This window comes from Burkholderia sp. LMU1-1-1.1 (assembly GCF_040675865.1).
Taxonomy (GTDB): domain Bacteria; phylum Pseudomonadota; class Gammaproteobacteria; order Burkholderiales; family Burkholderiaceae_D; genus Rugamonas.
Genome location: NZ_JBEGHG010000005.1, coordinates 201,722 through 215,079, shown reverse-complemented (window position 1 = coordinate 215,079; position 13,358 = coordinate 201,722). Strand labels below are relative to the sequence as shown.

Genomic DNA, 13,358 nt, shown 5'->3' with positions numbered 1-13,358 from the left:
CGTGCCGCCGGCCGTGGCGCCGGTGGCGGCGGGGCCGCCCGAGGCGCCGGACGCGCCGCCGCCTCGGCCGCCGCCGCGCCCTTCAGTGCTTGATGCGGCGGCCGGTTCGCCGCCGCTTGATGTGGACTCCGGCGGCGTCGGTGCGCCGCCGTTGGGATTCTTGGGCATGTGGATTCCTTTCAAGTCGGACCGGCCGCGCCGCTGTCGAACATCGACAGCGGGCGGTCCGGCTCTATCGTCAATTGGTGGGTGGGGGCGCCGGCGTCGCGGAACTGCCGCTGTAGCCGTTGCGCGGTTTCTTCGCTGATTTCCAAAACGGCTGTGTGCGGCTGTCCGCGCGGGCCGATCAGATCGACCACGGTGATTTCGGGATCGGTCTCGGCCAGCGCCAGAAAGTCCGTCAGCGGCGTGCCGCAGGCGGCATGTATCAAGTACCTGGCCTTGCCCGGCGCGGTGTGCGCTTGGCTCATGGTTTTCTCCTCAAAGCAGCGCCCTCCGCGGCCGCGGCCGTCGGAGGGCAGGAACGGCGTGTGGCGCCGTCGCCTCAGCGTGTCAGGACAGCATCAGTGCAGTGTTTGCTGACCGCCATACAGTGCGCTGTTGCCGCCTTGTTGCTGGGCCAACTGGGCCAGTTGGGCTTGCTGAGCGGCTTGCTGGGCGTAAGCGGCCGTGACCGGATCGGCGCCGAACGGCAGCATGCCGCCCAGTTGTCCGGCGATGCCGCCGATCGTGCTGCCCAGTCCCGCGTTGCCAAACGCGCCGCCGATGGCGCCGCCCAAGGGCTGGGCGACGTTCTTGATCAGGTTACCGAACCAGCCGCCTTGCGGCGTCAACCCCTGCTGCCCGTCCTGTATCTGCTGCAGTTGCTGCAGTTGCTGCAGCTGGGCCTCCTGCTGGGCGTAGGCTTGCGCCACCGGATCGGCGCCGAACGGCAGCAGGTTGGGGGTGGTTTGGCCGATCGGCTGGCTGCCGATGCGCGGCCCCACGATGCCGGTGTTGCCGATCGTGGGCGAGTAGTAGCTGCTCAGTGGACGGTTGCGCAGCAGGTTGCCCAGCCAGCCGGAGCCGGCCGTCGAGCCGAAGTTCGGCCCCATGCCCTGCGCGATGCTTTGCAGCTGCAGTTGCTGCAGCTGCGCCTCTTGTTGCGCCTGTTGCGCGTAGGCCTGCGACACCGGGTCGGCGCCGAACGGCAGCATGCCGCCCAACTGGCCGGCGATGCCGCCGATGGTGTTGCCCAGGCCGGCGTTGCCGAAGGCGCCGCCGATCGCGCCGCCCAACGGCCGCGCCACATTTTTAACCAGGTTGCCGAACCAGCCTTGCGGCCCCAGGCCTTGCTGCTGCAGTTGTTGCAGCTGCGCCTCTTGTTGCGCCTGTTGCACCTGTTGCGCGTAGGCTTGCGACACCGGATCGGCGCCGAACGGCAGCATGCCGCCCAGCTGGCCGGCGATGCCGCCGATGGTGTTGCCCAGGCCGGCATTGCCGAAGGCGCCGCCGATCGCGCCGCCCAGCGGCCGCGCCACATTCTTCACCAGGTTGCCGAACCAGCCTTGCGCCGACAGCTCGCCCGGCTGCTGCATTTGCTGCTGTAGTTGTTGCAGCTGGAGCTGCTGCAGTTGTTGCTGCTGTGCTTGTTGTGCGTAGGCCGCGCTGACGGGGTCGGCGCCCAGTGGCAGGAAGGAGCCGCCGATGCCGCCGGCCACCTGGCCGATCTGGTTGCCCAGTTTGGCGTTGCCGAACAGCCCGCCGATGCCGCGTCCGATCAGGCCCCCAAGCGGGGCGCCGAACATGCCGCCGAGGAAGCCCATTGGTGCGAGGCCGCCGGTCTGCCCCATTTGTTGCGGCGCTAGTTGTTGCCCATAGTATTGTTGAAACTCATTCATGACATCTCCTTGTTGTTGGTTACTGTTGTTGATGGCTTTATTGATTCCAGCGCCGGCGCGCCGCCACTTTTTATTGTTGGTATTGTTTGCGGTTGTTCCGCAAGGTTGCCTCACTGCGGTGCCCTGCGCTGGAGGAAATTGGACCTGCGGCGCGGCGGGAAGTTTTGGTATTCTTGGTTCCCGCCGCGCGGTAATCAGGTATCATCCAGCCTCATTTGTAAACCGCTTCCATCATGACTTTGCGCAGCCTCGACCTCTTTTGCCGTGTCGTCGACAACTATGGCGACATCGGTATCTGCTGGCGTCTCGCCCGCCAGTTGCGGCGCGAACACGCGCTCGACGTGCGGTTGTGGGTCGACGATCTGGCCAGCTTCCGGCGCCTCTGTCCGCAAGTGGCGACCGATGCCGACACCCAGCTGATCGACGGCGTCACCGTGCGCCACTGGCGCGGCCAGGATGGTGTCTACGGTGCCGCCGACGTGGCCGACATCGTCATCGAGTTTTTCGCCTGCGACATCCCGCCCGGCTACATCGCCGCGATGGCCGAGTCCGCACCGCGCCCGGTCTGGTTCAATCTGGAAGGGTTGACGGCGGAGGAGTGGGTCGAGGGCTGCCATCGGCTGACGTCGCCGCATCCGCGCCTGCCGCTGACCAAGCATTTCTTCTTCCCCGGCTTTACCGACAAGACCGGCGGCCTGCTGCGCGAGGCGGCGCTGGAAGCCGAGCGGCTGGCGTTCCAGTCGGACCCGGCCGCGATGGCGGCGTTCCTGGGCGGGCTGGGCGTGACGGCGCGCGAACTGGTCGCGACCAAGGTGTCGCTGTTCTGCTATCCGCACGCGCCGGTCGCGGCGCTGTTCGACGCCTGGCGGCAGGGCGGCGAGGCCATCGTGTGCCTGGTGCCCGAAGGCGTCGCCGCCGAGGCGGTGCAAGCGTTCCTCGGCGGCGCGGCCACGGCGGGCGCGGCGGCCACGCGGGGCGCCTTGACGGTGCGGGTGCTGCCGTTCGTGCCGCAGCCCGACTACGACAAACTGCTGTGGGCCTGCGACCTGAACTTCGTGCGCGGCGAGGACTCCTTCGTGCGCGCCCAGTGGGCCGGCAAGCCGTTCGTCTGGCACATCTATCCGCAGGATGAAAATCTGCACCACAAGAAATTGCGCGCCTTCCTGCAACGCTACGCGGCCGCGTTGCCCGCGCTGGAACAATTTTCGCTGGGCTGGAACGGCGCCCCGGCGGGGGGCGGACAGGGCGATAGTCCGCGCTTGTGGCGCGCCTTCCACGGGGAGATGCCGCAAATGGCCGCGCGCGCCGAAGAGTGGCGGCAACAGATGTTGGCCAACGGCGATCTGGCCGACAACCTGATGCGTTTCGCCGCCAGCTTGAGATAGGCGTCGCGGGAAAAGCCGGGTATAATGCCGGGTTAATCTCGCACATTTTTACTGGATCAACCGTGAGCTGACGGCTTTTGGCCCGGCGACAGATGATTTTTACGCAACCTACTTTTTACGTACACTCCCTATGAAACCTGCAAAAGAAATTCGTGTTGGCAATATCATCATGGTCGAAGGCAAACCATTCATCGTGCTGCGCTCCGATGTCAACGGTTCGAGCCGCACGGGCTTCACGTACAAATGGAAGATGAAGAATCTTCTGACCAACAGCCCGCTGGAAAACGTCTTCCGCGGCGACGACAAGTTCGACGTGGTCGTGCTGGACAAAAAGCCGGTGACCTACTCGTACTTCGCCGATCCGCTGTACGTCTTCATGGACGCCGACTACGAACAGTACGAAATCGAAGAAGAGAACCTGGGCGACGCGCTGAACTACCTGAAAGACGGTATGGAATGCGAAGCCGTGTTCTACGACGGCAAGGCGATCTCGGTCGAACTGCCGACCACTATCGCGCGCCAGATCGTGTACTCGGAGCCTGCGGTCAAGGGCAACACTTCGGGCAACGTCCTGAAGGAAGCCAAGATCGAAAACGCCATCGAATCGAAGCGTCACACCGTTCAAGTGCCACTGTTCGTGAGCCAGGACGACGTCATCGAGATCGACACCCGCACCAACGAATACAAGCGTATCGTTCGTAACTAATACTGCGATAATCGCCCAACATCGGCGATTTTGTAGCAAAAAAGCACGCCCGCGACAGCCGGCGTGCTTTTTTTACGCCTAAAAGTAGGTCAAATGCAATTAATTACTGAAATAGAAGTAATTTTTGTGGTGTGGCTGTCAACACGCTGATATATTAATGCGACGCAACAAATTTTGCGTATTGATGATCGCGGGATCATCATGACTACCACTCACGAGGACGGTATGGATCGCAGGCAGTTCGTTCGAATCGGCGTCGCGGCGGGCGCCGCCGGTGCCACCCGGGCCCAGGCCGCGCCCGCGGCGGCCGGCAAGCACGCCGGCGGCATACTCGACGCCGGCGTCCGCGAGCAGCAGCAGATGATGGAGGCCGGCAAGCTGACCTCGCACGCGCTGACGTCGCAATATCTGGCGCGCATCCGCACCATCGACAAGGCCGGCCCGCGCATCAACGCCATCATCGAAATCAATCCGGAGGCGCTCAAGATCGCGCTCGAGATGGACCGCGAGCGCCACCTCAAACGCGTGCGCGGGCCGCTGCACGGCATCCCCGTTCTATTAAAAGACAATATCGCCACCGGCGACCGCATGAGCACCACCGCCGGCTCGCTGGCGCTGTCGAACGTGCGGGCGGCGCGCGACGCCCACGTCGCCGCGCAACTGCGCGCGGCCGGCGCCGTCATCATCGGCAAGACCAACTTGAGCGAGTGGGCCAATATGCGCTCGACGCATTCGGTCAGCGGCTGGAGCGCGCGCGGCGGCCTGACCTTGAATCCGTATTCGCTCGACCGCAACTGCAGCGGTTCGAGCTCGGGTTCCGGGGCGGCCATCGCCGCCGGCCTGGCCACCCTGGCGGTGGGCACGGAAACCGACGGCTCGATCGTCTCGCCGGCGTCGATCTGCGGCCTGGTGGGCATCAAGCCGACCCTGGGGCTGGTCAGCCGCAGCGGCATCATCCCGATCGCCCATTCGCAGGACACGGCCGGGCCGATGGCGCGCAGCGTCGCCGACGCCGCGCTGATGCTGGCGGCGATGAGCGGCGTCGATCCGAAGGACCCGATCACGAAGGAAGGCGCGGGCAAGGGCGGCGACTACATGGAGTCGCTGCGCACGGGCGGGCTGAAAGGCGCGCGCATCGGCGTGGCGCGCAACTTCTTCGGCGAGAACGCCGACGTCGACGCGGTCATCGAAAAAGCGCTGGCCGAGCTGCGGGCGCAAGGCGCGGTGCTGATCGAGACCGAGGTGCCGAACGCGAACAAGTACGGCGACACCGAGACCGAGGTGATGCTGTACGAGTTCAAGGCCGACCTGGCCGCGTACCTGAAGGAATACGCGCCCAACGCGTCGGTGGCCAACATGGCCGACGTCATCGCCTTCAATCAGAAACACCGCCAGCAGGAGCTGCCTTATTTCGGCCAGGAGCAGATGGAGCGCGCGCAGCAGAAGGGCGGGCTGGACACGCCGGCCTACCGCGAGGCGCTGGCCAACAACCACCGCTACGCGCGCGCCGAGGGCATCGACCGAGTGATGCGCGAGCACCAGCTGGACGCGCTGGTGGCGCCGACCGGCGGCCCGGCGTGGCTGACGGACTTCGTCAACGGCGATCATTTCACCGGCAGTTTCTCGTCGCCGGCGGCGGTCGCGGGCTATCCGCACATCACGGTGCCGGCGGGGTATGTGCACGGCCTGCCGGTCGGACTGTCGTTCGTCGGCGCGGCCTACAGCGACGCGGCGCTGATCCGCATGGCCTACTCGTACGAGCAAGCCACCTTGCACCGGCGCGCGCCGCAGTTCCCGCCCAGCGTGTCGCTGGCGGTGAGATAGGGTTTAGCCTTCGCTTTATTTGATGAAGCGGAAGGTCGGTTCGATATTCCGTTCCTGCAGATGCCGCACGATGTCCTCGATGGTGGCGTCCTTGAGCAGCAGGCCCGCCGGCGTGGCGCTGGCCTTTGCCGGTGCAGCTGGCGCCGTGCTCCCGGTGCCGCCGCCAGGCCGGTTGCTAAGCACTTCCAGCGCATGTTCAAATTCGGCCGCGGTGATGCCGCGCAGCCCCTCCAGGAAGGCGGTTTGCGCGGCGATGGGCGGCTGCATGTCCAACCCCAGATCGTCGGCGAACGACGCCCCCATGCCCGGATTGATGAACGCCGCCCACAGGCCGCTGGCCATATGCAGGCACGGTGGTAGCTCGACCACCGATTTGTCGATATCGATGTCCTGCTGCGCGAAGTAAGCCTGATGCAGCAAGGCTTTCAGCTGCCGCAGCCGCGCCACCGGCACCGGCGTTTCCAGCGACAGCCACAGACCATAGCTGTCGCCGCCCGACACGCTCACCGCCGGCGCGGGCAGTCCCAGCTCCGTTTGCAGCGCGTTGGCGGTCTCGCACAACTGGCTCCAGTGGCCGTCGTCGGGCAGCTTGCGGAACTCGATCACCAGCGCGCGCACAAGGCCTTCGCCATTGGCCAGATCGACGCCGATGGTCCGTTCGCCGCGCAGATGCGGTTCCAGGTCGGCGTCGCTGTAACGGCGGTCGTCGAGTAAATAAAGCCTGCGCAGCTCCGCGATTAACTTCCGCATTGATCTTTCCCTTCAATCTTTAATCTGATTCGTGCCGCATTATCCATCTTTTGAGGCCCTTACGCCGGCTGCAGCGGGGTGCGCCATTCGGTGAGGTAGTGCTGCGGCGTTTTGCCGAGGATGCGGCGGAACATGGCGCTGAAGGCGCTGGGGCTGGCATAGCCCAACGCCGCCGCGACCTCGCCCACGCCTTGTCCCCGCGCCAGGCGGCCGAAGGCCTCGGCCAGATGCACCTGCCGCACCCACTGGCGGTAATGCAGGCCGGTCTCCTTCGGGAACAGCCGTATCAGCGTGCGCGCGCTGGCGCCGACATCGGCCGCCCAGTCCTCGATCGTGCGCGTGCTTCCCGGGTCGTCCATGATGGCGGCGCATACCGCCAGCAGGCGGCGGTCGCGCGGCCACGGGATCGCCATCGGCACCGTCTCCGCCGCCGCCAGCTCGGACAGGATCAGCATCGCCAGATGCTCGCCGCGCCCCGGCAGCGGATACTCCACTGGCTCGGTCAGCAGCGCCAGTATCAGCTCGCGCAGCAGCGGGCTCACTTCGATCACCCGGCAGCCGTCGCCGAACGCGGTCGCCGCGCCGGCCTCGATGTAGATGGTCCGCATCGTCACCTTGCCGATCGAAGTCCAGTGGTGCACCACGCCGGGCGGTATCATCAGCGCGCGGCGCGGCGGCAGTATCCACACGCCGAATTCGGTCTGCACGCGCATCAGGCCTTCGGTGGCGTACAGCAGCTGCGCGCGTTCGTGGCTGTGCGGCTTGGCCGACACGCCATGCGCGGCGTCGCGGGCCATGGCGGTGACCACGCGCGGCACGCGCTGGTAGTCGCGATGGTCGCTGCTGCGGGGTGGTGAAGGGGGCTGCTTTGTCACGCAGTTGTCACTTAATCGACGAAAGATGGAATATATCGCTATTGGAGCCATCATACACTGGAAGTTTCGACACTCAAGGCTTCATGATGACTTCAACAACCACCGCCGGCGTCCGTGCGGAGACCCCCGCACCCGCCATCCGGCCGCATGGCCAAACCGTCATGGGCATCCTCGGCGCCGTCGCGCTGGTCCACTTGCTCAACGACCTGACGCAGGCCATGCTGCCGTCGATCTATCCGATGCTCAAAGCGCAGTTTGGACTGAGCTTCACGCAGGTCGGCCTGATCACGCTGGTCTTCCAGTGCACCGCCTCGCTGCTGCAACCGTGGATCGGGCTGTACACCGACCGCAGGCCGATGCCGTTCCTGCTGCCGCTGGGGATGTGCGCCACCCTGGTCGGCGTGCTGTTGATGGCCATCGCCGCCACTTTCCCGGCGCTGCTGGTGGCGGCGGCGCTGATCGGCGTCGGCTCGTCGACCTTCCATCCCGAGGCCTCGCGCGTGGCGCGCCTGGCCTCGGGCGGCCGCTTCGGCTTCGCCCAGTCGCTGTTCCAGGTGGGCGGCAATATCGGCTCGGCGCTTGGGCCTTTGCTGGCGGCCGGCATCATCGTCGGCAGGGGGCAGGGCAATATCGCCTGGTTCGCGGTGCTGGTGGTGGTGGCGATCGCGGTGCTGGCGCGCGTGAGCCGCTGGCACCGCGACCACCTGGCGGGCTTGCCGCGCAAGGCCGCCGCGCCGGTCGTATCGCCGTTGTCCCAAGGGCGCGTGATCGGCGCGCTGGCGGTGCTGGCGCTGCTGGTCTTTTCCAAGTACATCTACATGTCCAGCCTGACCAGCTACTACACGTTCTATCTGATCGATAAATTCGGCGTGTCGGTGGCGTCGGCGCAGATGTACCTGTTCCTGTTCCTGGCGGCGGTGGCGGCCGGCACCTTCATGGGCGGCCCGATCGGCGACCGCATCGGCCGCAAGCGGGTGATCTGGATGTCGATCCTCGGCGCCGCGCCGTTCACGCTGATGCTGCCGTATGTGGACTTGCTGTGGACCGCGATGCTGAGCGTGGTGATCGGCTTCGTCATCTCGTCGGCGTTCTCCGCCATCGTGGTGTTCGCGCAGGAGCTCATGCCGGGCAAGGTCGGCATGATCGCCGGCATCTTCTTCGGCCTGATGTTCGGCGTCAGCGGCATCGGCGCCGCCGCCATGGGCCACATTGCCGATGTCGCCGGCATCGCCCATGTCTACAGGCTGTGCTCCTATCTGCCGCTGCTGGGAATATTGACGGTGCTGCTGCCCCGCATCGAACAGCGGCGCCGCTGATACTTCCCTTACGCCTCGATGAAGCGCATCTTGAAGTTGCGGCCCTTGATGGCGCCGAAGTCGCCGCCCAGCGGGTTGTTCTTGCTGAGGCGGTCGAACGCCTCGTAGGCCACGCGGCGGTCGATCGCCACGTAGGTCTGGAACTCGAACACGTTGATCTTGCCGACTTGTTCCTTGCTCAGGCCGGCGTCGCCGGTCAGCGCGCCGAGCAGGTCGCCCGGGCGCAGCTTGTCCTTTTTGCCGCCCGAGATCACCAAGGTCATCATCGGCGCCGGATCGACGCCGTAGTCGTCGCCGTCCAGGCTGTCGAGGTCGAACCACTCGGCCTTCGAACCCTGGTACTCCTCGATCAGCTTGACCCACTTCTTCTCGTTGGGCGCGCATAGCGACAGCGCCAGGCCCTTTTCGCCGACGCGGCCGGTGCGGCCGACGCGGTGGATGTGCACCTCGGTGTCCTTGGAGACGTCGACGTTGATCACCGCCTCCAGGTTGGGGATGTCGAGGCCGCGCGCGGCGACGTCGGTAGCCACCAGCACCGAGCAGCTGCGGTTGGAGAACAGCACCAGGATCTCGTCGCGCTCGCGCTGTTCCAGCTCGCCGAACAGGGCCAGCGCCGAGAAGCCCTTGGCGCGCAGGTCGTCCGCCAGTTCGCGGCACTGCACCTTGGTGTTGCAGAAGGCGATCGCCGACGCCGGCTTGTAGTGCCCCAGCAGCTTGCCGACGGCGGCGGTGCGCTGGTCGAAGCCGATCTCGAAGAACAGCTGCTCGATCTTGCTGTTGTCGTGCTGCGCCTCGACCGTCACTTCGACCGGATCGGCCAGGAAGGAATCGGTGGCGCGGCGGATGTCGTCCGGGTAGGTGGCCGAGAACAGCAAGGTCTGGCGGCGCTTCGGACAGGCGCTGACGATGCCGGCGATTTCGTCGTAGAAGCCCATGTCGGTCATGCGGTCGGCCTCGTCGAGCACCAGGGTCTCGACCTTGGACAGGTCCAGCGTGGCGCGGCCCAGGTGGTCGCGCACGCGGCCCGGGGTGCCGACGACGATGTGGGCGCCGTGTTCGAGCGAGGCGATTTGCGGACGCATCGGCGAGCCGCCGGTCAGCACCAGCACCTTGACGTTGCCGGTGCTGCGCGCCAGCCGGCGCAATTCGTTGGCCACCTGGTCGGCCAGCTCGCGGGTCGGGCACAGCACCAGCGCCTGCACCGCGAACCAGGCCGGATTCAGCTTGGCCAGGATGCCGATGCCGAAGGCTGCGGTCTTGCCGCTGCCGGTCTTGGCCTGGGCGATCAGGTCGCGTCCGGCCAGCACCGACGGCAGGCTTTGCGCCTGGATCGTGGTCATCTCCTTGTAGCCGAGCGAATCGAGGTTGGCGAGGAATTCGGCGGTCAGCGGCAGGCTGGCGAAGGAAGTGCTGTCGCCTTCCGGCGTGGTGGTGTCGGTGGAGGTCATGATGTCAGGCCTGTTCAAAAAGGACGTAAGCACAGTCTAACAGGCTCCGTTCCGGCCCTGATGCTGTGTGCGGGGTTGATTATTACAGTGACTTAGTTTGGCGCCCACACCGGCAGGCCGGTCAGGTCCAGGGACTCGTCGCGGACCCAGACCGGCAAGCCGCTGGCGTCGGTCGGTTCAAGCAGTTCGAGTTGTTCCTGCTTGAGCTGCGCGCGCCTGGCGCGCGGCGCCGGTGGACGCTTCGCTTCCGGTTCGAGCGGCGCGGCCGGGCTGAAACCGGGCAGGTCGAACGTAGCGTTATCTTTTTTATCTCTCATTTCAAAATCTCGTGCCCACGGCGCCATCGAAAACGCGCCGCTCAAAACAAAAGCCCGGCTGCAGGAGTCGGGCTCAGTGAGGTAATAACCGCGATTGTAGCATACCCACGCGGCGCCAAGGGGAATCTCAGCGGAAGCTCAAGGCCCCCGTCAGGTCGCCCGGCGGCGGCGCCTGGCGCGCCGCGAAGGCCTCGTTGCGCACCTTCAGCCCGTGCAGCAGCGGCAGGTCGTGCAGGCGGGTGATGAAGCGCAGGATCGACGTGGTGTCGTAGAAGCTGTGGTCGACCTGGCCCTTTTTGGCGAACGGCGAGACCACGATGGCCGGGATGCGCGAACCCGGGCCCCAGCGGTCGCCCTTGGGCGGCGCCACATGGTCCCACCAGCCGCCGTTCTCGTCGAAGGTGATCACGATGACCATGTCCTTCCACTGAGGGGACTTCTTCAAGTGCTCGATCACGTTGGCGATGTGGGCGTCGCCGGACTCCACGTCCGAATAGCCGGCGTGCAGATTCAGGTTCCCTTGCGGCTTGTAGAAGGTCACGGCCGGCAGCTTGCCGGCGATGGCGTCGGCGATGAATTTGTTCGAGATCGGGCTGTCGCCCATGCCGCCGTCGCGCAGGTGCTCCGCGCGCGCGGCGGTTCCCGGCGCGAACTGCTTGAAGTAGTTGAAAGGCTGGTGGTGGTACTGGAAGTTGGGCTTCTCGCCGCCGCCGCGCGCGTCGAGCGCCGCCTGCCATGCGCCGCCGTACCACGCCCAGCTCACCTTCTTGGCCGACAGCAGGTCGCCGATGGTGTCGTAGGTTTGCGGCGGCAAGGTGCCGGCGTCGTCGGGATCGGCCAGCAGCTTGTCGCCGCCGGCGGCCGGGCGGATGTAGCTCGGCTGGTAGGGCGGCGCCATGGTGTTGACCGCGTAGCCGTCCGGCGTGATGGCGCCGTTGTTGACGTACAGCGGCATGCCGTCCATCGCCGATGCCGGGCTGTCCTTGGTCACGCTCAGGCGCATGCCGGTGGGGCCATCGTCGAGCACCGCGATTTTCTTTTTAGCGGCGGTTTGCGGCGCGTTGAAGTATTCCGGAGTGCGGCCCGTGATCAGGAACTGGTGGTTCAGGTAGGAGCCGCCGAAAGCCGCCATGAAGAAGTTATCGCACAGGGTGTACTGCTCGGCGATCTTCCACAGGCCGAGGTTTTTATTGGTCTCGCCGTAATAGCCCATGACCATGCCGCCGGTGTTGCCCCACGCGGCGAAGCCGTCGTTCTTGCCGCCGTTGATCTGCATCTGGTTCTGGTAGAACAAGTGCCACAAGTCGCGCGTGATGACCGCCTCGGGCAGCGGCTTGCCTTCGACATCGGCCAGCTTGAACGGCGCATTGGGCAGGTCCTTGACGTCGTCCTCTTTCAGCACGTATTTTTTGCCGCCGATGTCCTGCGGCGTGGGCACCATGCCGCCCCAGATCTTGGGCAGCGCCGGCAGCACGTCGCCGTTGCGGTCGCGTTGCAGGCAGGCGGCGGCCGGCGCTGCCGATAGCGGCGCGGCGGTGCCGGGGAAATTGGCGAACAGGTTGTTGAAGCTGCGGTTTTCCAGATAGATCACCACCACGTTCTTGACACTGGCCTTGAGTTTGGCGTCGAGCGAGCCCTTGGCCGGCTGGCGGGCCGGCGCGGCCTCGCTCAGGACGGGCAGGGAAGTGGCCAGGCCGGTCGCGGCGGCGGCCTGGAAGATGCGGCGGCGCGCCGGGTTGGCGGGCGCGTCCTGCTGTGCTTGTGTTTCGACCGGTACCGTATCCTTCACTATCGCCTCCTGAGCTGCCAAAAAGCATGATTGTGGCATTTCAGGGGGGAATGAATGTGTCGGAATGTAAAAAAAATGCGCCCGATTCTACTCCGAGGCGAGTCGACCGTTACTGGATGACCTCTTAATCCGCGTCTACCAATTCGCGATGTGGCTGCCCATCGGTTGTGGTGACTGTTTTGGGTCTACCGCCCTTACGCCCGTTTGCCGCCGACGTTATTTTTTTTGCGGCACTCGATTTGGCTCCTCCTATGGCTCCAAATTTAGAGGCAAACGCTGCATGTGGCACGACTGATAGTGCCGCCTCAATCACCTCTTTGGTGCTTAGGTGAACATCTAAGCTTTCGATAACAATTATTTCGCCGGAAGGAGAGAGGAAAGCATCCTTCAAATTCTCCGGTTGAGCGTCCTTCAATTGGGGGACAAGTGAGGTGGGTAAAGATAATTCCACCCCCTGTTCGAAGCCCAATACAAGACACTTCTTATTTTTAAGATACTTAAGTCCGGTAAGTTGCCACGGATTCTTTGGCGAACTCACGCTCCTTTTCAAAGCCTTTTCGTATTCTTCGTTAGAAATCACGATTTTCGGTTTCATGGTGCTCTCCTATGGACAAGCAGCTACTTGGCAGCCAACGACTCCATTTTGTTGAAAATGTAGGGATCTAGCGATGTCATCATATTTCGCTGTCAAGATTTTAACGGCGCCGAGCTCATTTGGCGTAGCAACGCTAGCCATTCCGGTTTTGTCGATCTTGATATACGTATTTTTTAGGCAAACCTTGCCGAACACATCCCACCAATTCTTCCTAAATTCAGGTAAATTATTGAGAACGTAGTTCATGACATTTACGATGTGAGACTTCTTTGGCGTTCCAAATTTAATCTCAAAAGTTATTTCTGTTGAGACGTACGAGAAGAAGACCCGGAACTCCCATTGCTGAGCTTTATTAAACGCATGGACATGAGGCGGGCAATGATCTGGTGTCCTGAATACAATTCGTATGATCGCACCTTGAGACTGGATCGTTTGTGCATGCGGCATAATTTATCCTAACAGCTTAGGTTTGT

At 64.3% G+C, this 13,358-nt stretch carries 13 protein-coding genes; 4 read left to right on the top strand and 9 right to left on the bottom strand.

The window, feature by feature from the left end:
• Window positions 1-179: 179 nt before the first annotated feature.
• Window positions 180-470 (bottom strand): hypothetical protein, encoded by a 291-nt coding sequence (locus tag MRBLMU1_RS06845; protein WP_363498929.1) that lies wholly within the window; start codon window positions 468-470, stop codon window positions 180-182.
• A gap of 93 nt (window positions 471-563) precedes the next feature.
• Window positions 564-1,880: a hypothetical protein gene (locus MRBLMU1_RS06840; protein WP_363498926.1), complete on the bottom strand. Its 1,317-nt coding sequence runs from the start codon at window positions 1,878-1,880 to the stop codon at window positions 564-566.
• A 233-nt stretch (window positions 1,881-2,113) separates the two neighbouring features.
• Here MRBLMU1_RS06840 and earP point away from each other — a divergent pair, with 233 nt between their 5' ends.
• From earP to MRBLMU1_RS06825, 3 genes are all read left to right on the top strand, one after another.
• Window positions 2,114-3,265 (top strand): elongation factor P maturation arginine rhamnosyltransferase EarP, encoded by a 1,152-nt coding sequence (gene earP / locus MRBLMU1_RS06835; protein ID WP_363498923.1) that lies wholly within the window; start codon window positions 2,114-2,116, stop codon window positions 3,263-3,265.
• Between the two features lie 130 nt (window positions 3,266-3,395).
• Window positions 3,396-3,971, top strand: a complete 576-nt coding sequence (locus tag MRBLMU1_RS06830) for an elongation factor P (protein WP_209715243.1) — start codon at window positions 3,396-3,398, stop codon at window positions 3,969-3,971.
• Between the two features lie 225 nt (window positions 3,972-4,196).
• Window positions 4,197-5,795 (top strand): amidase, encoded by a 1,599-nt coding sequence (locus MRBLMU1_RS06825; RefSeq protein WP_363498950.1) that lies wholly within the window; start codon window positions 4,197-4,199, stop codon window positions 5,793-5,795.
• A gap of 15 nt (window positions 5,796-5,810) precedes the next feature.
• On the opposite strand, the gene MRBLMU1_RS06820 is transcribed toward MRBLMU1_RS06825, so the two are convergent.
• Both MRBLMU1_RS06820 and MRBLMU1_RS06815 read right to left on the bottom strand, forming a co-directional pair.
• Window positions 5,811-6,545: a hypothetical protein gene (locus tag MRBLMU1_RS06820; protein WP_363498920.1), complete on the bottom strand. Its 735-nt coding sequence runs from the start codon at window positions 6,543-6,545 to the stop codon at window positions 5,811-5,813.
• Window positions 6,546-6,604: 59 nt separating this feature from the next.
• On the bottom strand, window positions 6,605-7,420 hold the full coding sequence (locus tag MRBLMU1_RS06815) for an AraC family transcriptional regulator (protein ID WP_363498918.1): 816 nt from the start codon (window positions 7,418-7,420) through the stop codon (window positions 6,605-6,607).
• An 86-nt stretch (window positions 7,421-7,506) separates the two neighbouring features.
• On the opposite strand from MRBLMU1_RS06815, the gene MRBLMU1_RS06810 reads away from it, so the two are divergent.
• Entirely contained in the window at window positions 7,507-8,736 is a 1,230-nt protein-coding gene (locus tag MRBLMU1_RS06810; protein WP_414646034.1) for an MFS transporter, read from the top strand.
• Window positions 8,737-8,744: 8 nt separating this feature from the next.
• Here the strand turns inward: MRBLMU1_RS06810 and dbpA are convergent, their stop codons facing one another.
• The 5 genes from dbpA to MRBLMU1_RS06785 all read right to left on the bottom strand — a co-directional run bounded on the left by dbpA (window position 8,745) and on the right by MRBLMU1_RS06785 (window position 13,332).
• Window positions 8,745-10,184 (bottom strand): ATP-dependent RNA helicase DbpA, encoded by a 1,440-nt coding sequence (gene dbpA / locus MRBLMU1_RS06805; RefSeq protein WP_363498915.1) that lies wholly within the window; start codon window positions 10,182-10,184, stop codon window positions 8,745-8,747.
• A gap of 92 nt (window positions 10,185-10,276) precedes the next feature.
• Window positions 10,277-10,501, bottom strand: coding sequence for a hypothetical protein (locus tag MRBLMU1_RS06800; RefSeq protein ID WP_315215088.1), 225 nt, complete (start codon window positions 10,499-10,501; stop codon window positions 10,277-10,279).
• A 127-nt stretch (window positions 10,502-10,628) separates the two neighbouring features.
• Complete coding sequence (locus tag MRBLMU1_RS06795) at window positions 10,629-12,329, bottom strand: acid phosphatase (RefSeq protein WP_414646033.1); 1,701 nt, start codon at window positions 12,327-12,329, stop codon at window positions 10,629-10,631.
• An 85-nt stretch (window positions 12,330-12,414) separates the two neighbouring features.
• A complete protein-coding gene (locus MRBLMU1_RS06790; RefSeq protein ID WP_363498908.1) occupies window positions 12,415-12,885 on the bottom strand; it encodes a DUF2442 domain-containing protein in 471 nt (156 codons plus the stop codon).
• Between the two features lie 9 nt (window positions 12,886-12,894).
• Window positions 12,895-13,332 (bottom strand): hypothetical protein, encoded by a 438-nt coding sequence (locus tag MRBLMU1_RS06785; protein ID WP_363498904.1) that lies wholly within the window; start codon window positions 13,330-13,332, stop codon window positions 12,895-12,897.
• Between the last annotated feature and the right edge of the window lie 26 nt (window positions 13,333-13,358).

Excerpts from the sequence above, each read along its gene's own strand:
- MRBLMU1_RS06845 (WP_363498929.1), bottom strand. The coding sequence starts at position 470 with ATGAGCCAAGCGCACACCGCGCCGGGCAAGGCCAGGTACTTGATACAT.
- MRBLMU1_RS06840 (WP_363498926.1), bottom strand. The coding sequence starts at position 1,880 with ATGAATGAGTTTCAACAATACTATGGGCAACAACTAGCGCCGCAACAA.
- earP (WP_363498923.1), top strand. The coding sequence starts at position 2,114 with ATGACTTTGCGCAGCCTCGACCTCTTTTGCCGTGTCGTCGACAACTAT.
- MRBLMU1_RS06830 (WP_209715243.1), top strand. The coding sequence starts at position 3,396 with ATGAAACCTGCAAAAGAAATTCGTGTTGGCAATATCATCATGGTCGAA.
- MRBLMU1_RS06825 (WP_363498950.1), top strand. The coding sequence starts at position 4,197 with ATGGATCGCAGGCAGTTCGTTCGAATCGGCGTCGCGGCGGGCGCCGCC.
- MRBLMU1_RS06820 (WP_363498920.1), bottom strand. The coding sequence starts at position 6,545 with ATGCGGAAGTTAATCGCGGAGCTGCGCAGGCTTTATTTACTCGACGAC.
- MRBLMU1_RS06810 (WP_414646034.1), top strand. The coding sequence starts at position 7,507 with ATGACTTCAACAACCACCGCCGGCGTCCGTGCGGAGACCCCCGCACCC.
- dbpA (WP_363498915.1), bottom strand. The coding sequence starts at position 10,184 with ATGACCTCCACCGACACCACCACGCCGGAAGGCGACAGCACTTCCTTC.
- MRBLMU1_RS06800 (WP_315215088.1), bottom strand. The coding sequence starts at position 10,501 with ATGAGAGATAAAAAAGATAACGCTACGTTCGACCTGCCCGGTTTCAGC.
- MRBLMU1_RS06795 (WP_414646033.1), bottom strand. The coding sequence starts at position 12,329 with ATGCCACAATCATGCTTTTTGGCAGCTCAGGAGGCGATAGTGAAGGAT.
- MRBLMU1_RS06790 (WP_363498908.1), bottom strand. The coding sequence starts at position 12,885 with ATGAAACCGAAAATCGTGATTTCTAACGAAGAATACGAAAAGGCTTTG.
- MRBLMU1_RS06785 (WP_363498904.1), bottom strand. The coding sequence starts at position 13,332 with ATGCCGCATGCACAAACGATCCAGTCTCAAGGTGCGATCATACGAATT.